General features: G+C 62.8%; 19 protein-coding genes. 12 read left to right on the top strand and 7 right to left on the bottom strand.

Translation table 11 applies throughout. From position 1 onward, the window contains the following. Positions 1-7: 7 nt before the first annotated feature. The 3 genes from mreD to mreB form a co-directional block, all read right to left on the bottom strand. The gene (mreD, locus tag GDH07_RS27630) at positions 8-499 is read right to left on the bottom strand and encodes a rod shape-determining protein MreD (protein ID WP_022642310.1); all 492 of its coding nucleotides are present in this window, start codon (positions 497-499) and stop codon (positions 8-10) included. Next, positions 499-1,590, bottom strand: coding sequence for a rod shape-determining protein MreC (gene mreC / locus GDH07_RS27625; RefSeq protein WP_343038209.1), 1,092 nt, complete (start codon positions 1,588-1,590; stop codon positions 499-501). Before mreC ends, mreD begins: the two co-directional genes overlap by 1 nt. Before the next feature lie 142 nt (positions 1,591-1,732). Continuing rightward, on the bottom strand, positions 1,733-2,770 hold the full coding sequence (mreB, locus tag GDH07_RS27620; protein WP_022642308.1) for a rod shape-determining protein MreB: 1,038 nt from the start codon (positions 2,768-2,770) through the stop codon (positions 1,733-1,735). A gap of 211 nt (positions 2,771-2,981) precedes the next feature. Between mreB and gatC the strand changes: the two genes are divergently transcribed. The 6 genes from gatC (at position 2,982) to GDH07_RS27590 (ending at position 8,173) form a co-directional block, all read left to right on the top strand. After that, entirely contained in the window at positions 2,982-3,269 is a 288-nt protein-coding gene (gene gatC / locus GDH07_RS27615; RefSeq protein WP_022642307.1) for an Asp-tRNA(Asn)/Glu-tRNA(Gln) amidotransferase subunit GatC, read from the top strand. A 16-nt stretch (positions 3,270-3,285) separates the two neighbouring features. Next, the gene (gene gatA / locus GDH07_RS27610; protein WP_085596324.1) at positions 3,286-4,737 is read left to right on the top strand and encodes an Asp-tRNA(Asn)/Glu-tRNA(Gln) amidotransferase subunit GatA; all 1,452 of its coding nucleotides are present in this window, start codon (positions 3,286-3,288) and stop codon (positions 4,735-4,737) included. Positions 4,738-4,747: 10 nt separating this feature from the next. Then, positions 4,748-6,193 carry an Asp-tRNA(Asn)/Glu-tRNA(Gln) amidotransferase subunit GatB gene (gene gatB / locus GDH07_RS27605; protein ID WP_053134116.1) on the top strand — a complete coding sequence of 482 codons (1,446 nt, stop codon included), beginning with the start codon at positions 4,748-4,750 and terminating at the stop codon, positions 6,191-6,193. Positions 6,194-6,308: 115 nt separating this feature from the next. After that, positions 6,309-6,683: a septal ring lytic transglycosylase RlpA family protein gene (locus GDH07_RS27600; RefSeq protein ID WP_031320891.1), complete on the top strand. Its 375-nt coding sequence runs from the start codon at positions 6,309-6,311 to the stop codon at positions 6,681-6,683. 48 nt (positions 6,684-6,731) lie between these two features. Continuing rightward, positions 6,732-7,796 (top strand): calcium/sodium antiporter, encoded by a 1,065-nt coding sequence (locus GDH07_RS27595; protein WP_152896638.1) that lies wholly within the window; start codon positions 6,732-6,734, stop codon positions 7,794-7,796. Further along, positions 7,793-8,173 carry a carboxymuconolactone decarboxylase family protein gene (locus tag GDH07_RS27590; RefSeq protein ID WP_022642302.1) on the top strand — a complete coding sequence of 127 codons (381 nt, stop codon included), beginning with the start codon at positions 7,793-7,795 and terminating at the stop codon, positions 8,171-8,173. The genes GDH07_RS27595 and GDH07_RS27590 overlap by 4 nt, the downstream gene beginning before the upstream one ends. Positions 8,174-8,215: 42 nt before the next feature. Here GDH07_RS27590 and GDH07_RS27585 read toward each other — a convergent pair whose 3' ends face one another. Further along, a complete protein-coding gene (locus tag GDH07_RS27585; RefSeq protein ID WP_152896637.1) occupies positions 8,216-9,157 on the bottom strand; it encodes an AEC family transporter in 942 nt (313 codons plus the stop codon). A 250-nt stretch (positions 9,158-9,407) separates the two neighbouring features. Here GDH07_RS27585 and GDH07_RS27580 point away from each other — a divergent pair, with 250 nt between their 5' ends. Together GDH07_RS27580 and GDH07_RS27575 are read left to right on the top strand one after the other, a co-directional pair. Beyond that, a complete protein-coding gene (locus GDH07_RS27580; protein ID WP_152896636.1) occupies positions 9,408-11,045 on the top strand; it encodes a phospholipase in 1,638 nt (545 codons plus the stop codon). Between the two features lie 13 nt (positions 11,046-11,058). Continuing rightward, positions 11,059-11,250, top strand: a complete 192-nt coding sequence (locus GDH07_RS27575; RefSeq protein WP_022642299.1) for a hypothetical protein — start codon at positions 11,059-11,061, stop codon at positions 11,248-11,250. Positions 11,251-11,316: 66 nt separating this feature from the next. On the opposite strand, the gene GDH07_RS27570 is transcribed toward GDH07_RS27575, so the two are convergent. The 3 genes from GDH07_RS27570 to GDH07_RS27560 all read right to left on the bottom strand — a co-directional run bounded on the left by GDH07_RS27570 (position 11,317) and on the right by GDH07_RS27560 (position 14,958). Then, entirely contained in the window at positions 11,317-13,044 is a 1,728-nt protein-coding gene (locus GDH07_RS27570; RefSeq protein WP_152896635.1) for an ABC transporter ATP-binding protein/permease, read from the bottom strand. Between the two features lie 98 nt (positions 13,045-13,142). Further along, entirely contained in the window at positions 13,143-13,703 is a 561-nt protein-coding gene (locus GDH07_RS27565) for a response regulator transcription factor (RefSeq protein WP_053138573.1), read from the bottom strand. Then, positions 13,696-14,958 (bottom strand): ATP-binding protein, encoded by a 1,263-nt coding sequence (locus GDH07_RS27560; RefSeq protein ID WP_022642298.1) that lies wholly within the window; start codon positions 14,956-14,958, stop codon positions 13,696-13,698. Before GDH07_RS27560 ends, GDH07_RS27565 begins: the two co-directional genes overlap by 8 nt. 256 nt (positions 14,959-15,214) lie before the next feature. On the opposite strand from GDH07_RS27560, the gene GDH07_RS27555 reads away from it, so the two are divergent. From GDH07_RS27555 to GDH07_RS27535, 4 genes are all read left to right on the top strand, one after another. Continuing rightward, a complete protein-coding gene (locus GDH07_RS27555; RefSeq protein WP_022642297.1) occupies positions 15,215-15,934 on the top strand; it encodes an SIMPL domain-containing protein in 720 nt (239 codons plus the stop codon). 227 nt (positions 15,935-16,161) lie between these two features. Next, positions 16,162-16,725: a helix-turn-helix domain-containing protein gene (locus tag GDH07_RS27550; RefSeq protein ID WP_022642296.1), complete on the top strand. Its 564-nt coding sequence runs from the start codon at positions 16,162-16,164 to the stop codon at positions 16,723-16,725. Positions 16,726-17,429: 704 nt separating this feature from the next. Beyond that, the gene (locus GDH07_RS27540) at positions 17,430-19,055 is read left to right on the top strand and encodes an ABC transporter substrate-binding protein (RefSeq protein WP_053138570.1); all 1,626 of its coding nucleotides are present in this window, start codon (positions 17,430-17,432) and stop codon (positions 19,053-19,055) included. Positions 19,056-19,334: 279 nt separating this feature from the next. After that, entirely contained in the window at positions 19,335-20,936 is a 1,602-nt protein-coding gene (locus tag GDH07_RS27535; RefSeq protein WP_022642295.1) for an ABC transporter substrate-binding protein, read from the top strand. Positions 20,937-21,013: the final 77 nt, after the last annotated feature.

Here is a 21,013-nt window from a genome sequence, read left to right as displayed (position 1 = left end):
GACCGGCTCAGTTGATCTTGAAACGCCGGCGCAAACCGCGCAGGCCGAAGCTGACCCAAGGCCACAACAGGGCGCTGACCAGGGCTGGCAGGACCACCGCCAGGGTCGGCTGGCGGTTGCCGGTCAGGGCACTGAGCCAGAGTTGCACCAGCTGCGCCAGGCCGAAGATCACCAGGATCACCAGGCTCTGCTGCCACATCGGGAAAATCCGCAGGCGCTGCTGCAAGGACAGCACCAGGAAGGTGATCAGGGTCAGGATCAACGCGTTCTGTCCCAGCAACGTGCCATACAGCACATCCATGGCCAGCCCCAGGCACCAGGCAGTGACCATGCCCACCTTGTGCGGCAGGGCCAGGCTCCAGAATGCCAGCAGCAAGGCCAGCCACAGGGGCCGCAGGATCTCCATGAACTGCGGCATCGGCGACACGCTGAGCAACATGCCCACCAGGAATGTCAGCCAGACGATCCAGCCGTTATTCGAATAGGTAGTGCCCGCCATTATTCTCTTCCTCCGGTGGTGGCCGGCGCTGCGGCTGGCGGCTTGGCGGCTGCCGGTTTCACCACGGGTTTGTGGACCGGCTTGGCCGGAGCATGGGCCGCGGGCTTGACCGGGGTCGCCGGAGTTGCCGCAGGAGCGTTGGCCGGTGCGGCCGCTGCAGGTGCAGGCGCTGCCGCGGGCTTGGCGACCGTGGCCGGCACAACGACGCCACCTTGCTGGTCCTGGGCCTCCTGGGCCTGGGCCGCATCATTGGCGCGCTCTTCGGCGGTACGCGAATCGCTGAACACCAGCAGCAGGTAGCGACTGCGGTTCAACGCCGCGGTGGGCACCGCGCGAACGATAGCGAACGGCTGGCCGGAGTCGTGGATCACTTCCTTGACGGTGGCCACCGGGTAGCCGGCGGGGAAACGCTGCCCCAGGCCGGAGCTGACCAGCAGGTCGCCTTCCTTGATGTCTGCGGTATCGGCCACATGGCGCAGTTCCAGGCGCTCCGGATTGCCGGTGCCGCTGGCGATGGCGCGCAAGCCGTTGCGATTGACCTGCACGGGAATGCTGTGGGTGGTGTCGGTGAGCAACAGGACGCGCGAGGTATAGGGCATCAGCTCCACTACCTGGCCCATCAGGCCCCGGGCATCGAGCACCGGTTGGCCGAGGAACACGCCGTCGCGCTCACCCTTGTTGATCAGGATGCGGTGGGTGAAGGGATTGGGGTCCATGCCGATCAACTCGGCCACTTCGACCTTTTCGTTGACCAGTGCCGAGGAATTGAGCAGCTCGCGCAGACGTACGTTCTGCTCGGTCAGGGCAGCAAGCTTCTGCAGGCGCCCCTGCAACAGCAGGTTCTCGGTCTTGAGTTTTTCGTTTTCAGCGGCCAGTTCGGTGCGACTGCCGAATTGGCTGGCCACGCCTTGCCATAGCCGTTGCGGCAGATCGGTGATCCAGTAGGACTGCATCAGCACCAGCGACATCTGGCTACGCACCGGCTTGAGCAGTGTGAAGCGCGCGTCGACCACCATCAGCGTGATCGACAGCACGACCAGCACGAGGAGGCGCACGCCCAATGAGGGGCCTTTGGCGAAAAGCGGTTTAATAAGCCGCTCCTCCCGGGCAAATGTTGTGTCTATTCATAAGGCGTCGAACCGGCCTGGGTGCAGATTGACAGAAGATAAACGCGACAGGCAGCACTGCAAAGTGCTGCCTGTGAGCGCAACAGCATAGATGCCGACAGCGAAGTTATTCGCTGGAGAGCAGGTCCATGGTGTGTTTGTCCATCATTTCCAATGCACGGCCACCGCCGCGGGCGACACAGGTCAGCGGGTCCTCGGCGACGATCACCGGCAGGCCGGTTTCCTGGGCCAGCAGCTTGTCCAGGTCACGCAGCAGCGCGCCACCACCGGTCAGCACCAGGCCACGCTCGGCGATATCCGAAGCCAGCTCCGGAGGCGACTGCTCCAGGGCGCTCTTCACTGCCTGAACGATGGCGGCCAGGGACTCTTGCAGAGCCTCCAGCACTTCATTGGAGTTCAGGGTGAAGGCACGTGGCACGCCCTCGGCCAGGTTACGGCCGCGCACGTCGACTTCGCGCACTTCACCGCCCGGGTAGGCGGTACCGATTTCCTGCTTGATGCGCTCGGCGGTGGATTCGCCGATCAGGCTGCCGTAGTTGCGGCGCACGTAGGTGACGATGGCTTCGTCGAAGCGGTCGCCGCCGACACGGACGGACTCGGCATAGACCACGCCGTTCAGGGAGATCAGGGCGATCTCGGTGGTACCGCCACCGATATCCACGACCATCGAGCCACGGGCTTCCTCGACCGGCAGGCCGGCGCCGATAGCGGCGGACATCGGTTCTTCGATCAGGAACACTTCACGGGCACCGGCGCCAAGGGCCGATTCACGGATGGCACGACGCTCAACCTGGGTGGACTTGCATGGAACGCAGATCAGCACACGAGGGCTGGGCTGCAGGAAGCTGTTTTCATGAACCTTGTTGATGAAGTACTGCAGCATCTTTTCGCAGACGCTGAAATCGGCGATCACGCCATCTTTCATCGGACGAATGGCAGCAATGTTGCCCGGAGTACGACCGAGCATGCGCTTGGCTTCGGTACCAACCGCCACAACACTTTTCTGATTACCGTGGGTCCGGATGGCTACGACAGATGGTTCATTCAGGACAATACCGCGCTCGCGCACGTAAATAAGGGTGTTGGCAGTGCCCAGGTCAATGGAAAGATCGCTGGAAAACATGCCACGCAGTTTCTTGAACATGGGAAAGGGACCCTAGGCAACGCGTGGGTAAAAAAGTGCGGCAAACTCTAACAACGACAGGGATTTTGGGCAAGGCGCCAATATGTTAAATTGGCGCCTTTTCTGTGCACCAACCCCCACAATCGCGGCCGTAAGACCGTAGAAATACGGTAGTGTTCCGACAATCTGACACGCGGACGATTTCCGCTTTTGTTTTCCACTGGAGAATCCCATGGCGCTTGAACGCTCCGATGTGGAAAAAATCGCTCATTTGGCCAGCATCAAGCTCAATGAAGGCGATCTTCCACACATCACCTCCGCCCTGAACAGCATTCTGGGGCTGGTAGATGAAATGCAGGCAGTCGATACCGACGGTATCGAGCCGCTGGCCCACCCCCTGGAAGCCAGCCAGCGCCTGCGCGCAGACGTTGTGACCGAGTCCAATCATCGCGAGGCCTACCAGTCCATCGCGCCAGCGGTCGAAAACGGCCTGTACCTGGTTCCGAAAGTCATCGACTAAAGGGAAAGAGCCTGCAATGCACCACATGACCCTGGCCGAGATCGCCCGCGGACTCGCCGACAAGAAATTCTCCTCCGAAGAACTGACCCGGACCCTGCTGGCGCGCATCGCCCAGCTCGACCCGCAGATCAACAGCTTCATCAGCCTCACCGAAGACCTCGCGCTGACCCAGGCCAAGGCCGCCGATGCCCGTCGCGCAAATGGCGAGAGCGGTGCCCTGCTGGGCGCGCCGATCGCCCACAAGGACCTGTTCTGTACCCAGGGCATCCGCACCAGCTGTGGCTCGAAGATGCTCGACAACTTCAAGGCGCCCTACGACGCCACCGTGGTCTCCAAGCTGGCCGCCGCCGGTACCGTGACCCTGGGCAAGACCAACATGGACGAATTCGCCATGGGCTCGGCCAACGAGTCGAGCTGGTATGGCGCGGTGAAGAACCCGTGGAACCTCGAGCACGTGCCGGGCGGTTCGTCCGGCGGTTCCGCCGCAGCCGTGGCCGCACGCCTGCTGCCGGCCGCAACGGCCACCGATACCGGTGGCTCGATTCGCCAGCCTGCGGCCTTCACCAACCTCACCGGCCTGAAGCCGACCTATGGTCGCGTGTCCCGCTGGGGCATGATCGCCTACGCCTCCAGCCTCGACCAGGGCGGCCCGCTGGCACGCACAGCCGAAGACTGCGCGCTCCTGCTGCAAGGCATGGCCGGCTTCGATCCGAACGACTCCACCAGCATCGATGAACCCGTGCCCGACTACAGCGCCAGCCTCAACGGCTCGCTGCAGGGCCTGCGCATCGGCGTGCCGAAGGAGTACTTCAGCGCCGGCCTCGACCCGCGCATCGCCGACCTGATCCACGCCAGCATCAAGGAGCTGGAGAAGCTCGGTGCGGTGATCAAGGAAATCAGCCTGCCGAACATGCAGCACGCGATCCCGGCGTACTACGTGATCGCCCCGGCGGAAGCCTCCTCCAACCTGTCGCGTTTCGATGGCGTGCGCTTCGGCTACCGGTGCGAGAACCCCAAGGATCTGGAAGACCTGTACACCCGTTCCCGTGGCGAAGGCTTCGGCAGCGAAGTGCAGCGCCGGATCATGGTCGGCGCCTACGCGCTGTCCGCCGGCTACTACGACGCCTACTACCTCAAGGCGCAGAAGATCCGGCGCCTGGTGAAGAACGACTTCATGAACGCCTTCAACGAAGTCGACGTCATCCTCGGCCCGACCACGCCGAACCCGGCCTGGAAACTCGGCGCCAAGAACAGCGACCCGGTCGCTGCGTACCTGGAAGACGTCTACACCATCACCGCCAACCTCGCCGGTCTGCCGGGCCTGTCCATGCCGGCAGGTTTCGTCGATGGCCTGCCGGTGGGCGTGCAACTGCTTGCCCCGTATTTCCAGGAAGGCCGCTTGCTCAACGTTGCGCACCAGTACCAGTTGCACACCGACTGGCACACCCGCACCCCAACCGGCTTCTGAGGAGACACACATGCAATGGGAAGTCGTGATCGGGCTGGAGATCCATACCCAGCTCACCACTCAATCGAAGATTTTCTCCGGTAGCTCCACTGCCTTCGGCGCCGAGCCCAACACCCAGGCCAGCCTGGTGGACCTGGGCATGCCCGGCGTGCTGCCGGTGCTGAACCAGGAAGCGGTGCGCATGGCGGTGATGTTCGGCCTGGCGGTAGACGCCCAGATCGGCCAGCACAACGTGTTCGCCCGCAAGAACTACTTCTACCCGGACCTGCCCAAGGGCTACCAGATCAGCCAGATGGACCTGCCGATTGTCGGCAAGGGTCACCTGGACATCCCCCTGGAAGACGGCACCGTCAAGCGCATCGGCATCACCCGTGCGCATCTGGAGGAAGATGCCGGCAAGAGCCTGCACGAAGAGTTCAACGGCGCCACCGGCATCGACCTGAACCGCGCCGGCACGCCGCTGCTGGAAATCGTTTCCGAGCCTGACCTGCGCAGCGCCAAGGAAGCCGTGGCCTACGTCAAGTCGATCCACGCCCTGGTGCGCTACCTGGGGATCTGCGACGGCAACATGGCCGAAGGTTCCCTGCGCTGCGACTGCAACGTCTCGATCCGGCCCAAGGGCCAGGCCGAGTTCGGCACCCGCTGCGAGATCAAGAACGTCAACTCGTTCCGCTTTATCGAGAAGGCGATCAACTCCGAGATCCAGCGCCAGATCGACCTGATCGAGGACGGCGGCAAGGTGATCCAGCAGACTCGCCTGTACGATCCGAACAAGGACGAGACCCGTCCGATGCGCAGCAAGGAAGAAGCCAACGACTATCGTTACTTCCCCGATCCGGACCTGCTGCCGGTGGTCATCGAGGACGCCTTCCTCGCCCAGGTGCGCGCGACCCTGCCGGAGCTGCCACCGCAGAAACGCGAGCGCTTCCAGGAACAGTTCGGCCTGTCGGTCTACGATGCCAGCGTGCTGGCCTCCAGCCGTGAGCAGGCGGACTACTTCGAGAAGGTCGCCAACATCGCCGGCGACGCCAAGCTGGCGGCCAACTGGGTCATGGTCGAGCTGGGCAGCCTGCTGAACAAGCAGGGCCTGGAGATCGACCAAGCCCCGGTATCGGCCGAGCAACTGGGCGGCATGCTCCTGCGCATCAAGGACAACACCATCTCCGGCAAGATCGCCAAGACCGTGTTCGAAGCCATGGCCAACGGCGAAGGCAACGCCGACGAGATCATCGACAAGCGCGGCCTCAAGCAGGTCACCGACACCGGCGCGATCTCGGCGGTACTGGACGAAATGCTCGCGGCCAACGCCGAGCAGGTCGAACAATATCGCGCCGCTGACGAAGCCAAGCGCGGCAAGATGTTCGGCTTCTTCGTCGGCCAGGCGATGAAGGCCTCCAAGGGCAAGGCCAACCCGCAACAGGTCAACGAGTTGCTGAAAAGCAAGCTCGAAGGCTGACCGGGACATGAAGCCGTGGCTTGCCAGTCGAAACGTGGTCCGCGTACCGCCGTTCTCGCTGGCAAGCCCTCCTTCCCCATCGATGCCCGCTCCCCTTTTCCCCATGCGTTCGCCCCTGCAATCCTGGCTCGGCGCCTGCGCCCTGCTGGCACTGCTCAGCGGCTGCGCCAGTAGCCAACTGGTCGACCCCCGGGGTTATGACGAGACCGGAACCGCCTCCTACTATGGTGCCCGGCATCACGGCAAGCGCACTGCCAGCGGCGAAGCCTTCGACCAGAACGGCCTTACCGCCGCCCATCGCCAACTGCCCTTCGGCACCCGGGTGCAAGTCACCAACCTGGCCAACGACAAGCGCGTCGTGGTCCGTATCACCGATCGAGGCCCGCACACCCGTGGCCGCCTGATCGACCTATCCCGCGGTGCCGCCCAGCAGTTGGACATGCTGCGCAGCGGAACCGCGAAAGTACGTGTCCAAGCCCTCAGCGACTGATTCCCGGAGTTCATCATTACCGCCTTCGCCGAACTGCCCCTGCTCAGCCTGATCCAGCTCATCAGCGGCCTGCTGATGCTGGTCGCCGGTGCCGAGCTGCTGGTCCGCGCGGCCGTGCGCCTGGTGGTCCGCCTGCATGTGCGGCCGCTGATCATCGGCCTGACCATCGTCGCCTTCGGCAGCAGTGCCCCGCAGCTGGCCATCAGCCTGCAAGCGACGCTGGGCGGCAGCACCGATATCGCCGTGGGTAGCGTGATCGGCAGCAGCATCTTCAACATCCTGGTGACCCTGGGCCTCTCGGCGCTGATCATTCCGCTACGGGTTTCCCGGCAACTGGTGCGCCTGGACATCCCGTTGATGATCGGCGCCAGCCTGCTGGTATTCGCCCTGGCCTACAACGAGCACCTGGGCCCGCTCGACGGCGCGATCCTGCTGGCGGCGCTGGTGCTGTACCTGGCCCTGCTGTCGCGCCAGTCACGCCACGCCACGCGCCTGCACTCCCCCGCGCCACCCGCGCGCAAGCACCCGGCGCCCTGGCTCAGTAGCCTGCTGCTGATCCTCCTTGGCCTGGGCCTGCTGGTATTCGCCGGGCACTTGTTGCTGGGCGCCGCGATCACCGTGGCCGACGACCTGGGCCTGTCGGAGCGGGTCATGGGCCTGACGGTGATCGCCGTCAGCGCCTCGCTGCCCCAGCTGGCCACCTCGCTGCTGGCCGCCCTGCGCGGCCAGCGCGATATCGCCGTGGGCAACGTGATCGGCGGCAATCTGTTCAACCTGCTGGGGGTCCTGGGGTTCACCGCCCTGGTGGCGCCCACGCCGCTGTCGGTCTCGCCCAATGCCCTGGACTTCGACCTGCCGGTGCTGCTCGGTGTCGCGACCCTGTGCCTGCCGGTGTTCTATTCCGGCTACCGTGTGACTCGGGCCGAGGGCCTGCTGCTGCTCGGCCTGTACCTGGCCTACGGGCTGCACGTGATGTCCTTCACGACCGGCATGCCCCTGGCGGGCAAGCTGGAGCGCCTGATGCTGTTTTTCATCCTGCCGGCGCTGGTGGCGTTCCTGCTGTTCAGTTCGCTACGGGCCTGGCGCCGCCAACACAAGAGGGAAACGCCATGAGCGAGAACAATAAAAGCGGTCTGCAGATGCGTCGCCAGGTGATGGGCGATGCCTTCGTCGACCGAGCCCTGGGCAACGCCACCGAGTTCAGCCAACCCTTGCAGGACTTCGTCAACGAACATGCCTGGGGAGGCGTGTGGAACCGCGAAGGCCTGCCGCTCAAGACCCGCAGCCTGATCACCCTGGCGGCCCTGACCGCCCTCAAGTGCCCGCAGGAACTCAAGGGCCACGTACGCGGCGCGCTGAACAACGGCTGCACTGTCGAAGAGATTCGCGAAGCGCTGCTGCACTGCGCGGTGTATGCCGGGGTGCCGGCGGCCGTCGATGCCTTTCGCGCCGCCCAGGAAGTGATAGACGCCTACCAGCAAGACCAGTGATATCTCGTCGCCGGTCGCCCCTGCGCGCCGGCGTGCCCCCCCCTAGATCCAGCCTCCCCACTGCAGCAGGAAGATCCCGATATTGGTGGTCACTGCCGCCATCACCGTGGTGATGACGATGATTGCCGCTGCCAGTTCATGATTGCCGTTGGCCGCCCGGGCCATGACGAAGCTTGCCGCCGCGGTGGGGCTGCCGAAGTACAGGAACAGGATTCCCAGTTCGGCCCCGCGAAAGCCGCAAAGCCAGGCGCCGAAAGTCGCCAGCGCCGGCAGGCTGATCATCTTCATCAAGCTGGAACTGATAGCCATCCGCCCGCTGTTGCGCAAGGCCGCCATGGACAGGGTGCCGCCGATGCAGATCAGCGCCAGCGGCAGGGTCATCTGCGCCAGGTACTGGCCCGAGGTCTGCAACCAGCCAGGCAGGCCGATCTGCCAGTAGGCGAATGACCCGGCCACCAGCACGCTGACGATCAGCGGATTGCTGATCACGTTCTTGAAGATGCTCCAGGGGTCGGACTTGATCACCGGGCTGTAGACCGCCAGGACGATGGTCGACAGGGTGTTGTAGAAAAGGATCACCAGCGCCGCCAGCACCGCCCCCAGGGAAATGCCGTAGCTGCCATACATGCTGGCCGCCAGGGCCAGGCCGATGATCGCGTTGTTGCCGCGAAACGCGCCCTGGGTATAGATGCCGCGATCCTCCCGCGGACAACGCCAGATCGCCCAGAGCCAGGCCAGGGCGAAGCACGCCAGGGTGGCCAGGGAAAAATACACCAGCACCCCGGGCTTGAGCGACGAACGCAGGTCGGCGTGGACGATACCCAGGAACAGCAACGCCGGCATGGTGACGTTGAACACCAGGGCCGAGGCGGTATGGATGAAGTTGTCGTTGATCCAGCCCACCCGCTTGAGCAACAGACCCAGCAACAGCATGGCGAAGACGGGCGCGGTGATCGTCAGCGTTTCGAAAAAGATGGCCAGCATGGGCGGGTGGACCTTGAGCCTGTCGTAAGGCGGCCAATGGTAATCCAATCATTCCGCGGCCGCTCGAGGAGCGAGCCGCCAACCCTTGGGCCAGAGGCCTCGCCAAACCATCACTCCGGCCGACGCGAAAAAACATCCTGCTTCGAATGCTTGCCATCTTGACGGGAAATGGTTTTCGTTTATTCTCGATTTCAACTGTATATACATACAGTTAAATTCAAATAACCCATGACATATCAAGGAGCTAGAAATGTCAGGAATCTCTGCACAGAAGCAGCAACCGCAACATGCCGGCAAGATCATCGCCGACCTGGACCGCCTGTTCACCGAACAAGGCATCGCCATCAACGGCGATGGCGACAACCTGGTACTGGTCGCCGACGGCCACCACACCATCAAGTACCACCGCCCGGAACACCTGCCCCGTGAGCCAAAGCCCGTAGCGCCGGGCAAGCCATCGCTGCGTTTCGAAGGCGGCGAACACACCGCCATCGGCGACAGCACCCTGCTGCGTTTCGCCAAGGACGCCCCCGCCATTCCTGCCTGGCAAGTCGAACTGCACCTGCCCAACGGCCTGGCCCTGACCTACGGCCAGGTCGTCGCCCTGGGCGGTGACTTCTACGGTATTCCCGACCAGCCGATCTGCGATGGCGCGACCCCGGCCGAACGGGTGCAACGCTTCATCGCCGCGTTCAACTCCCTGGCTGTGCTCCCCGCTTCCAAGGACGAGGCCCGGCAGATCCTGGCCGTGATGCAGAAGGAAATCGCCGCCGCCAACCAGGCCATCCGTGACGGCAAGCAACCCCACGAGGCCTATGACGCCCTCGGCGACAGCCTGTCCGAGGAATGGAACAAGATCACCGGCGGTGGCAGCGCGGTATCCGCGCTGTTCCCCCTGGGCCGCTACCTGAAGCTGGCCGCCAACAACGCCGACCATTTCGGCGAATGGGCCCTGGCGGCCTACACCGCCGGCCATACCGCCGCCCTGCAACAAGCGGTGCAGGCAGGCAAGACCGCGGATGACAAGCAACTGGAACTGGCCTATGCGATGAGCGCCTTCGCCGACCACTTCCTCACCGACCTGTTCTCCGCCGGCCATGTACGAGTGCCGCGCAAGCAAGTAGCGGCTGTGGTCACTCCCAGCGACCTGGGTTCGTTGATCACCCGTTTCATGCATGACGAGGACAGCAAGTTCGGCCTCAATGTCAGCAACGCCCAGGGCGATCGCTGGCACTCCTACGGCGACAAGCGCTATTTCGACAGCGTCGACCACCGCAATCGCCAGCTGGTGAAACTGGCGGTCCAACGCTCGGCCGACGAGATCTTCGCCAGCTACCTCAGCGGCAGCCTGCCGGCCCCGGCCAGCTATGCGGCGCTGAAAGTGGCGCCGGACCTGAACGCCGCCAAGAGCGGCAACTTCTCGCCACTGTTCGTCACCAAGGGCGACCAGGTGCTGCGTCGCAGCGACGTCAACAACCTCAACGACAGCAAGACCATCGACAACTGGTGGGGCTGGAGCACCTACCTGCTGCTCAAGAACTACAGCCCCAACAAGCCGGCGGGCTACCTGGAAACCCCCGGTGCGATGCCTTCGATCGTCGCCGATGGCTGGCAGAGCCACACCCCCAGCGAACCGAACTGGCTGCCAGGCCACGCGGTGCGCTACGCCGTCAGCGAAACCAATGGCTTGAACGAGTCGTACATCGGCCCCTGGTCGGCCTATGTCGAGCTCGGCGACAGCTTCCAGCCGACCCTGGCGATCCCGGCCGGCACCAGCAACAGCGGCGCCAGCGGGCGCAATGTGTTCCGCCAGTTCCGTGGCGGCTCACCGGAGCTGATCGGCTCCATCGACAAGAACGCCACCCGCTTCATCGACCGCAACGCCTGACAAGGACATCACCATGGCTATCAATCTGAACCTGCAACTGGCCTCCGGCCAATCCCTCAAGGGCGCTCCGCTGGAGCTGCTGCTCAACGGCGCGCCCATCGCCCGGGCCAGCGTCGACGAACGCGGCAACGTGGCCTTCAACGCCAAGCCGGGCAGCGGCCAGCTGGCGGTGCGAGTCGACCGCACTATCCTCAAGAACGGCTGACACCCGCGAAAAAAAGGCCCGCCCGGCAGCTACTGCCGGGCGGGCCTTCTTACATCCGGACGGTGATCAGGCGCTCAGGGGCTGCTCCACCAGCTGGCCCTGGTCGATGCGAACATGCCGCGGATGGAAACGCTTGAGGCTGCTGCGGTGGCCGACACTGACGATGCTCAACCCCGGCAGCTGGTCGATCAACGCCTGGTACAACGCTGCTTCGTCTTCTTCATCCATGGCCGAGGTGGCCTCGTCCATGTACAGCCACTGCGGTGCATACAACAGCGCCCGGGCAAAGGCCAGGCGCTGCTGTTCGCCCGGAGAAAGCATGCGCTGCCAGTGATTGGGCTCATCCAGGCGCGGTACCAGATGCGCCAAACGGCAAGTATCCAGCACTTGCTCGTAGCGCTCCTGGGCATAGCTGTCGCCCGCTTGTGGATAACTCAGGGCCTCACGCAGGCTGCCAATGGGCAGGTAGGGTTTTTGCGGCAGGAACAGCGCACGCTGGTCCGGCAAGCGGATATTGCCGTGGCCCGCCGGCCACAGGCGTCCCATGGCCCGCAGCAGGGTGCTCTTGCCACTGCCGGAGCGACCGCTGAGCATCAGCCGCTCGCCCGGGCTCACGGTCATCTGCGCACCGGCCAGCAGGTGCCGGCCATCGGCCAGGTCCAGGCCCAGGTCATGCACTTGCAGCTGCTTGCCCTCGGTTTGCACGTCGATGGCCGGGGGGCGTTCCTCGTTGTCGCTCATGGCCTGGCGGAAACTCAGCAGACGGTCGCAGGTGGCGCGCCAGGCTGCGAGGTCGGAATAGGCCGTGATGAACCAGCTGAAGTTCTCCTGGACGTTGCCGAAGGCCGAGTTGATCTGCATCAGCTCGCCCAGCTCGATCTTGCCGGCGAAGTAACGTGGGGCCGCGACGATGAACGGGAAGATGATCGCGATCTGGCCATAACCGGCCGTGAAGAAGGTCAGGCGCTTGGATACCTTCATGATGTCCCAGAAGTTGTGCCAGACCTTGCCGAAACGACTGCTCAGGCGCTGGTTCTCATTCTTCTCGCCGTCATACAGGGCAATGCTCTCGGCGTTTTCCCGGACCCGCACCATGGAGAAACGCAGGTCGGCCTCGAAACGTTGCTGCTGGTTGTTCAGGCCGATCAACCGGCGCCCGATCAGGTGGGTCAGCCAGCTGCCGACCAGGGCGTACACCAGGGCGCACCAGAACATGTAGCCGGGAATGGTATAGCCCAGCACCTCGATGCTGCCGGACACGCCCCAGAGGATGATGGAAAAGGACACCAGGCTGACCAGGTTGCGGATCAGCCCCAGGCCCAGCGCCAGGGTGTTGGTGGTGAAGCTGTTGAGGTCCTCGGAAATCCGCTGGTCGGGGTTGTCGGTATAACCGCCCTGCTCCAGCTGGTAGTAGTTCTTGTTGTCCAGCCAACGGGCGAAGTGCTTCTCGGTGAGCCAGGCCCGCCAGCGGATGGTCAGCATCTGGGTCAGGTACAGGCGGTACACCGCGCCCAGGATCGCCACCGCGGCAATGCCGCAGAAATACAGGATCAGGTGCCAGAATGCCGCTTCGTCCTTCTTCTGCAAGGCGTTGTAGAAATCCTTGTACCAGCTGTTGATCCACACCGAGATGGCTACGCTGAACAGCGACAAGCCGATCACCGCGATCAGCAGCAGCCAGGCCTTGCCCTTTTCCTCGCTGCGCCAGTAGGGCACGGTCATGGCCCACACCCGACGGAAGAATTGCCCGCGCACGGCATCGTTGACCGCAGAGTATTCAGCGTTCTGATTCATCATTGGAGCTCGATTGAGAGGGGGGAAAGCATCGAGCCGATCATAGTCGATCGGCTCGCTTTTTCACCTGTCCTGGAGGACACGGCGCCCGGCGCGGATCAGCGGCGGACGGGGCGCTTCTGCAGCTTGCGCTGCAAGGTACGGCGGTGCATGCCCAGGGCCCGGGCAGTGGCGGAGATGTTGCCTTCGTGCTCGGTCAGCACCCGCTGGATGTGCTCCCACTGCAGGCGGTCCACCGACATCGGGTTTTCCGGCACCAGGGTGTCGAGGTCGGCATGCTCGGACAGCAGCGCCGCCAGTACATCGTCGGCGTCCGCCGGCTTGCACAGGTAATTGCAGGCGCCGCGCTTGATCGCCTCCACCGCGGTGGCGATGCTCGAGTAGCCGGTGAGGATCAGCACTCGCATCTCCGGGTCCAGTTCCAGCAGCTTGGGCAGCAGCACCAGGCCGGAATCGCCGTCCATCTTCAGGTCCAGCGCGGCATAGTCCGGCAGGTCCTGCTGGGCCAGCGCCAGGCCCTCTTCGGCGGAACCCGCGGTGCTGACGCGAAAGCCTCGACGGCTCATGGCTCGCGCCATCACGCGGGTAAAGGTAGCGTCATCATCCACCAGCAACAGGTGCGGCAGTTCCTCGCCTTCGACTTGGTTCTCTTCACTCATGGTCGTCTCCTCGGGCGGCACGGGGCAGGCGCAGCTCGGTGAGCGTACCGCCTTCCTCATGACTGTAGAGTTTTACTGAGCCACCAGCGCGGGTCACGCTGGCCTTGCTCAAGAACAGGCCCAGGCCGAAACCTTTGCCCTTGGTGGTAAAAAACGGTTTGCCAATCTGCTCGGCGATGGCCAAGGGTACTCCGGCGCCGTGGTCGCGGATACTGATGGTCAGGTCTTCCGCATTCCAGTCCAGGCGTACCTCCAGGCCTTCGGGGCAGGCATCGGCGGCATTGTTGAGCAAGTTCAGCAGCGCCTGGGTCAGGTCCGGCGGCGGTGCCAGGCGTGGCATCGGGCCCTGGCCCAGCAGGTGGAAACGATAGCTGGCCTCAGGACGCATCAGGTGCCAACGGTTCAGGGCTTCGTCGAGCCACTGGGTCACATCCTGCATCTCTACCGCCATCCGCCGATTGGCTTCGGCGGCACGTACCAGTTGCTGCAAGGTTTCCTTGCACAGCTTGACCTGGTCCTGGAGCACGCTGAGGTCATCCTGCAACAACGGATCGGGATGGTCCTGGCGCATTTCCTTGAGCAACACGCTCATGGTCGCCAGCGGCGTACCCAACTCATGGGCGGCGCCGGCGGCCTGGGTGGCCACGGCCAGCAACTGCTGGTCGCGCAGCCCTTCCTCGCGGCGGATCGCCCGCAGTTCTTCCTGGCGCCGCAGCTCCTCGGCCATCCGTGCGGCAAAGAAGGTGATCACCGCCGCGGCCAGGGCAAAGCTCAGCCACATGCCGTAGACCTGCAGGTTCTCGCGGGCGATGGGCAGGGTCTGCAAGGGATAGAACCACGCTAGCAACAGGGTATAGAGGGCCAGGGCAATCCCGGAGAGTGCCACCGAATAGCGCCAGGGCAGGGTCACCGCGGCGATGGTCAGGGGCACCAGGTAATAGGAGACGAAAGGATTGGTGGAGCCGCCGGAGAAATACAGCAGCACGCTGTGGATAAATAGATCGCAAGCCAGTTGCAGGGCATATTCCAGCTCCGTCACCGGCCATGAGGTGCGCAAACGGATGGCGGTGAAGGCACACAGCACCATGGAGAACACCAGGGTGATGCCCAGTTGCAACCAGGGCAGCGGCAGCAGGTCGAGCCAGTAGGCAAGCCCCACCGAACCGGCCTGAGCGGCCAGAACCAGGGTGCGGATGAAGGTCAGGCGCCAGAGGTTCTGGCGAGTTGCAGACAGCAATTTTACGGGGGCGAGCATGAGCTCTCCTGATGAGCGCTCCAGGGCAATCGGCGGGAGTATAACCAAGCAGCCCCCAACGCAGGCAAACTGCGGCAAAGCGCCACAGGAAAAGCAGCGGCAAGCGGCAAGCTTTGAGCTACAAGCACAAGTCCCGGAATAAGGGAGGCCAAGGTGTATCAAAGTTGTAATGGGTGCAACTGGGAATAAAAGCTAGAGTCATATCGCTCACGCAGGCGCGAACTTTCGGCTTGCGGACTGCACTCAAGGAGATCCCATGCAGCCTTTCACTCGCAGCGTCGCCCTTCTGGCCCTTGGCGCCGGCACCCTCACCAGCCTGCCTGCCCTGGCCGCCGATGAATTGCATTACAACCAGGTTTCCCTGCGCGCCGAAGCCAGCCAGGAAGTGGCCCGGGACCTGATGATCGTGACCCTCTATAGCGAGTCGCAGAACTCCGATCCAGCCAAGCTGGCGGCAGAAATCAGCACCACCATGAACAAGGCCCTGGAACAGGCGCGCCAGGTCAAGGAAGTGACCCTGAGCCAGGGTAGCCGCAACAGCTACCCGATCTACGACAGCAAGGGCCAGAAGATCACCGGCTGGCGCGAGCGCGCGGAACTGCGCCTGGAAAGCTCCAACTTCGCCGCCCTGTCCAAGCTGACCGGCGAACTCTTGACCGACCTGAAGATGGACGGCATGGACTTCGCCATCGCCCCTGCGACCCGCAAAGCCAGCGAGGATGCCCTGCTCAAGGACGCGGTCCAGGCATTCAAGGCCCGGGCCCAGCTGGCGACCGAGGCCCTGGGTGGCAAGGGCTACAAGATCGTCAACCTGAACCTCAACAGCAACGGCTATCCACAGCCCTACCTGCGCGCACCGATGATGAAGGCCGCCGGTGCGGACTTCGCTTCCTCTTCCGTCACCCCGGAAGTCGAAGCCGGAACCAGCAAGGTCAACATGACCGCCGACGGCGCCATCGAAGTGCTGATGCAATAAGCCACGCATCAACCACGCAAAACGGCGGCCCCGTGCAAACGTGGTCGCCGTTTTGCGTTTCTACCTGTCGTCTGGCGAATTAGGAAAACTCGCGTCGTTGTGTATGAATCCAACCAGCAAGGTGATGTTACAGTGACGGCCCCGTCATGTATCTGTCATACGTTGCTGACGTCCGTCAGATACACGCCGGGTATTTTTACTGCAGCTTTCCAATAAGAGTCTCTTCAATGACCGCAGATCGCATCGGCGAACGCCTGCGCCGCTATCGCCGCGCCGCCAAGAAAACCCTGCGTCAGATTGCCAGCGAGTCCGGTCTGACTGCCAGCTTCCTCTCCCAGGCAGAACGCAATCTCACCGGCGTGTCCATTTCATCCCTGGTCAACATCGCCAAGTCCCTGAATGTTCCACTGAACGCCCTGTTCGACCAGCCAATCCAGGCCCAGCCCGACTCCCACGACGGTGAACGGGTGCGCTATACCATCGAGGGCCAGCCGCTGGCCTATGAACGCCTGTCCAGTTCATTTCCCGGAAACATGATCAACGCGGTGAAGATGAACATCTCCGTGGGATATCAATCGGAACTCATCTCCCATGATGGCTCGGAGTTTTCCTACGTTCTCTCTGGACAGATCGTGTACACCATCGAAGGCCGGCAATACCCCCTGGGCCCCGGCGACTCGGTGCACTTCGACGCTACCAAGGCCCACTTCCTGGCCAATGTCGGCGACGGTCCGGCGGAAGTCCTGACCGTCACCACCATGGGCCTGTTCGACGACCTCCCCGCCTCCTGAAACCCATTCCCGCCATGCCTGCCGAGCCTCAAGGACGAGGCTTTGCGCAGGAGAAAAGTTAGTCATGCTTAATTTTCGTTGACCGCAATTTCAGCATGACTTAATTTCGGCATCGGCGAGTGACCACGCAAACACATGACAGGCACTCGCCATCGCCGCAAAGGCTCCATGGGTTCATCCATTTCCCATGGCAAGGCGAGTTGCCACGGCCCACAAGGCCACCCTCAGGTAAGCCCTAGAAAAAGAAAAAATGAGGTTTGCATGTGTAAGTTCCACCCATTCCAGGTTTGGCAAGCCGCCGGTCTGAGCCTCGGCTCCCCGCTGCCCCACGCCGTTGGCAACCATTACCCCGCGTCTTCCCTTCCGGCCGCCATGGCGTTGCAGTTCTCCTGCAGGACCGCCCGTGCGCCGGGAAATCCGCTGCGCAAATCGCTCGCCGCCCGCCCAGAGCATGCACCATTACGGGGCGCAATCGCCCATGCATGCCCACAAAAAAGGCGGCAGATGCACCATAAAGAACCGACGCAAACGATCAAATGCGTCAAGTTTTATACAAATGCGTCATTCCTGTACGTTCGTTCCACTCTTTGATACCTGCGCCGGCCCCACATCTTGCATTGGGTATGGGGCCTGCATAAGTATCGGCGGGTCGACTCACAAGGTCGCCCTCAACACAAACAATGACAACAAATCATGAGGCCACCATGTTCAAACAAGCAGTCATTCCGTTTTTAGTCAGCGCCGGTCTGCTGGCCAGCGCCCCCATCGCCCAGGCGGCGACTAATCTGGTGTTCTGCTCCGAGGGCAGCCCTGCCGGTTTCGACCCGGGCCAGTACACCACCGGAACCGACTTCGACGCCTCGGCCGAGACCCTGTTCAACCGTCTCAGCCAGTTCGAACGTGGCGGCACCGCGGTCATCCCGGGCCTGGCCACCAGCTGGGACATCTCCGAAGACGGCCTGACCTACACCTTCCACCTGCGTGAAGGCGTCAAGTTCCATACCACGCCGTACTTCACCCCGACCCGCAACTTCAATGCCGACGACGTGGTGTTCACCTTCACCCGGATGATCGACAAGGACATGCCGTTCCGTAAGGCATACCCGACCGAATTCCCGTACTTCACCGACATGGGGATGGACACCAACATCACCAAGATCGAGAAACTCGACGACAAGACCGTGCGTTTCTCGCTGAAGAGCGTCGACGCCGCGTTCATCCAGAACCTGGCCATGAGCTTCGCCTCCATCCAGTCCGCCGAATACGCCGACAAGCTGCTCAAGGAAGGCAAGACCAGCGACATCAACCAGAAGCCGATCGGTACCGGCCCGTTCGTGTTCAAGAGCTACCAGAAGGACTCGAACATCCGCTACACCGGCAACAAGGACTACTGGAAACCTGAAGACGTGAAGATCGACAACCTGATCTTCGCCATCACCACCGACCCATCGGTGCGTATCCAGAAGCTGAAGAAGAACGAATGCCAGGTCACCCTCTTCCCACGCCCGGCCGACCTCAAGGCCCTCAAGGAAGACAAGGACCTGAAGATGCCTGAACAGGCCGGCTTCAACCTGGGTTATGTCGCCTACAACGTGATGCCGGTCCTCAAGGGCCGCACCGACGCCAACCCACTGGCCGACCTCAAGGTACGCCAGGCCCTGGACATGGCGGTGAACAAGCCGCAGATCATCGATTCGGTGTACCAGGGCGCCGGCCAACTGGCGGTCAACGCCATGCCGCCGACCGAGTGGTCCTACGACACCACCATCAAGGACGCCAAGTACGATCCCGAGAAAGCCCGCCAACTGCTCAAGGAAGCCGGCGTCAAGGAAGGCACCCAGATCACCCTGTGGGCCATGCCGGTACAGCGTCCCTACAACCCCAACGCCAAGCTGATGGCAGAAATGCTGCAGTCCGACTGGGCGAAGATCGGCCTGAAGGTGAACATCGTCAGCTATGAGTGGGGCGAGTACATCAAGCGTTCCAAGGGCGGCGAGAACCAGGCGATGATCATCGGCTGGAGCGGTGACAACGGTGACCCCGACAACTGGCTGGGCACCCTGTTCGGCTGCGACTCCATGAACGGCAACAACTTCTCGAAATGGTGTGACAAGCCTTACGACGCTTTGATCAAGCAAGCCAAGGCCACATCGGATGTCGCTAAACGCACCGAGCTGTACAAGCAGGCGCAGCACATCCTCAAAGACGCAGTCCCGATGACACCTATCGCACACTCGACGGTGTTCCAACCCATGCGCGCCAACGTGCAGGACTTCAAGATCAGCCCGTTCGGCTTGAACTCCTTCTACGGCGTGAGCATCAGCAAGTAACTTGCGACGACGGTGGCGTCCTGACGCCACCGTCGCCTTGCCCCCCCGAAAGAGTCCGCCCCGGCATCGACGCAACTGCGCTATCTCGCAGCCGCGCGATCCCGGAGCCGTACCCGAAAAGACTTGCAGAGCCCGCGCCGGATACGGCCCTGGCCTTCAACTTGCAAGGGCGACGGTGGGCATTTTTGCAACCATGGTTTGGCATCAATGGCCTGTACAGGCTCCAGGAAGGAGCCATGGTCCCTTGATCATCACAACAAAAAATGGAGATGGATCGTCATGCGTCACTCCTTGATCATCCCGGCATTGCTGGGCAGCAGCTTGTTGGTCGCCAGTTCGTTGGGCCAGGCTGCCGATCGCAGCCTGGTGTTCTGCTCCGAAGGCAGCCCGGCCGGCTTCGACACCGCGCAATACACCACCGCCACCGACAACGATGCCGCCGAGCCGTTGTACAACCGCCTGGTGGAGTTCGAGAGAGGCGCGACCAACGTCTTGCCCGCCCTGGCCACCCGCTGGGACATCTCCGAGGATGGCCTGAAGTACAGCTTCCACCTGCGCGAGGGCGTGAAGTTCCACAGCACCTCGTACTTCAAGCCGACCCGTGACTTCAATGCCGACGACGTGCTGTTCACCTTCAACCGCATGCTCGACGCCGACCATCCGTTCCGCCGTGCCTACCCGACGGAGTTCCCCTACTTCAACGGCATGAGCCTGAACAAGAACATCGCCAAGGTCGAGAAAACCGACCCGCTGACCGTGGTCATCACCCTGAATACCGTGGATGCGGCGTTCATCCAGAACCTGGCCATGAGCTTCGCCTCGATCCTTTCCGCCGAATACGCCGAGCACCTGCTCAAGGCCGGCACCCCGAGCCAGATCAACCAGAAACCCATCGGCACCGGTCCCTTCGTCTTCCAGCGCTACCAGAAGGATTCGCAGATCCGCTACACCGCCAACCCGCACTACTGGGACCCGAGCCGGGTCAAGCTCGACCGCCTGATCTTTGCCATCAACACCGATGCCTCGGTGCGGGTGCAGAAGCTGCGCGCCGGCGAATGCCAGGTCACCCTGCACCCGCGCCCGGCGGATGTCGACGCCCTGAAGAGCGATCCGAAACTGCAAGTGATCGAGAAGCCCGGATTCAACCTCGGCTACATCGCCTACAACGTGCAGCACAAGCCGTTCGACCGCCTGGAAGTGCGCCAGGCGCTGGACATGGCGGTGAACAAGCCGGCCATCCTCAATGCCGTGTACCAGGGTGCCGGCCAGCTGGCGGTCAACGCCATGCCGCCGACCCAGTGGTCCTACGACGACAGCATCAAGGATGCCGCCTACAACCCGGACAAGGCCCGCGAGCTGCTCAAGGCCGCCGGAGTCAAGGAAGGCACGGAGATCAACCTGTGGGCCATGCCCGTGCAGCGCCCTTACAACCCCAACGCCAAGCTGATGGCCGAGATGCTGCAAGCGGACTGGGCGAAGATCGGCCTCAAGGTGAAGATCGTCAGCTACGAATGGGGCGAGTACATCAAGCGCACCAAGAACGGCGAGCACGACGTCAGCCTGATCGGCTGGACCGGCGACAACGGTGACCCGGACAACTGGCTGGGCACCCTGTACAGCTGCGATGCCATTGGCGGCAACAACTATTCGATGTGGTGCGACCCGCAGTACGACAAGCTGATCAAGCAGGCCAAGATCGTCACCGACCGCGACCAGCGCACCTTGTTGTACAAGCAGGCCCAGCAACTGCTCAAGCAACAGGTGCCGATCACCCCTATCGCCCATTCGACGATCAACCAGCCGTTGAGCGCGAAAGTCGAGGGCTTCAAGGTCAGCCCCTTTGGCCGCAACTCCTTTTCCGGGGTCGGCCTGACCCCATAACCGATGAGCCTAGAACCCTGAGGGCGTTGCTCGCCCTCATGCAGGCGTATTGCCTGGATTCAGAGAATGAGCCCTCT

The organism is Pseudomonas piscis, from assembly GCF_009380155.1.
GTDB lineage: Bacteria > Pseudomonadota > Gammaproteobacteria > Pseudomonadales > Pseudomonadaceae > Aquipseudomonas > Aquipseudomonas piscis.
The sequence above is the reverse complement of the archived record's forward strand: the minus strand, read 5'-3'. Positions and strand labels throughout refer to the sequence as shown.

Bases quoted from the DNA above. Each gene is read 5' to 3' on its own strand.
- GDH07_RS27570 (WP_152896635.1), bottom strand. From the start codon at position 13,044: ATGAATCAGAACGCTGAATACTCTGCGGTCAACGATGCCGTGCGCGGG.
- mreD (WP_022642310.1), bottom strand. From the start codon at position 499: ATGGCGGGCACTACCTATTCGAATAACGGCTGGATCGTCTGGCTGACA.
- GDH07_RS27575 (WP_022642299.1), top strand. From the start codon at position 11,059: ATGGCTATCAATCTGAACCTGCAACTGGCCTCCGGCCAATCCCTCAAG.
- gatB (WP_053134116.1), top strand. From the start codon at position 4,748: ATGCAATGGGAAGTCGTGATCGGGCTGGAGATCCATACCCAGCTCACC.
- gatA (WP_085596324.1), top strand. From the start codon at position 3,286: ATGCACCACATGACCCTGGCCGAGATCGCCCGCGGACTCGCCGACAAG.
- GDH07_RS27555 (WP_022642297.1), top strand. From the start codon at position 15,215: ATGCAGCCTTTCACTCGCAGCGTCGCCCTTCTGGCCCTTGGCGCCGGC.
- GDH07_RS27565 (WP_053138573.1), bottom strand. From the start codon at position 13,703: ATGAGTGAAGAGAACCAAGTCGAAGGCGAGGAACTGCCGCACCTGTTG.
- GDH07_RS27535 (WP_022642295.1), top strand. From the start codon at position 19,335: ATGCGTCACTCCTTGATCATCCCGGCATTGCTGGGCAGCAGCTTGTTG.
- GDH07_RS27585 (WP_152896637.1), bottom strand. From the start codon at position 9,157: ATGCTGGCCATCTTTTTCGAAACGCTGACGATCACCGCGCCCGTCTTC.
- GDH07_RS27550 (WP_022642296.1), top strand. From the start codon at position 16,162: ATGACCGCAGATCGCATCGGCGAACGCCTGCGCCGCTATCGCCGCGCC.
- GDH07_RS27560 (WP_022642298.1), bottom strand. From the start codon at position 14,958: ATGCTCGCCCCCGTAAAATTGCTGTCTGCAACTCGCCAGAACCTCTGG.
- gatC (WP_022642307.1), top strand. From the start codon at position 2,982: ATGGCGCTTGAACGCTCCGATGTGGAAAAAATCGCTCATTTGGCCAGC.
- GDH07_RS27590 (WP_022642302.1), top strand. From the start codon at position 7,793: ATGAGCGAGAACAATAAAAGCGGTCTGCAGATGCGTCGCCAGGTGATG.
- GDH07_RS27540 (WP_053138570.1), top strand. From the start codon at position 17,430: ATGTTCAAACAAGCAGTCATTCCGTTTTTAGTCAGCGCCGGTCTGCTG.
- GDH07_RS27580 (WP_152896636.1), top strand. From the start codon at position 9,408: ATGTCAGGAATCTCTGCACAGAAGCAGCAACCGCAACATGCCGGCAAG.
- mreB (WP_022642308.1), bottom strand. From the start codon at position 2,770: ATGTTCAAGAAACTGCGTGGCATGTTTTCCAGCGATCTTTCCATTGAC.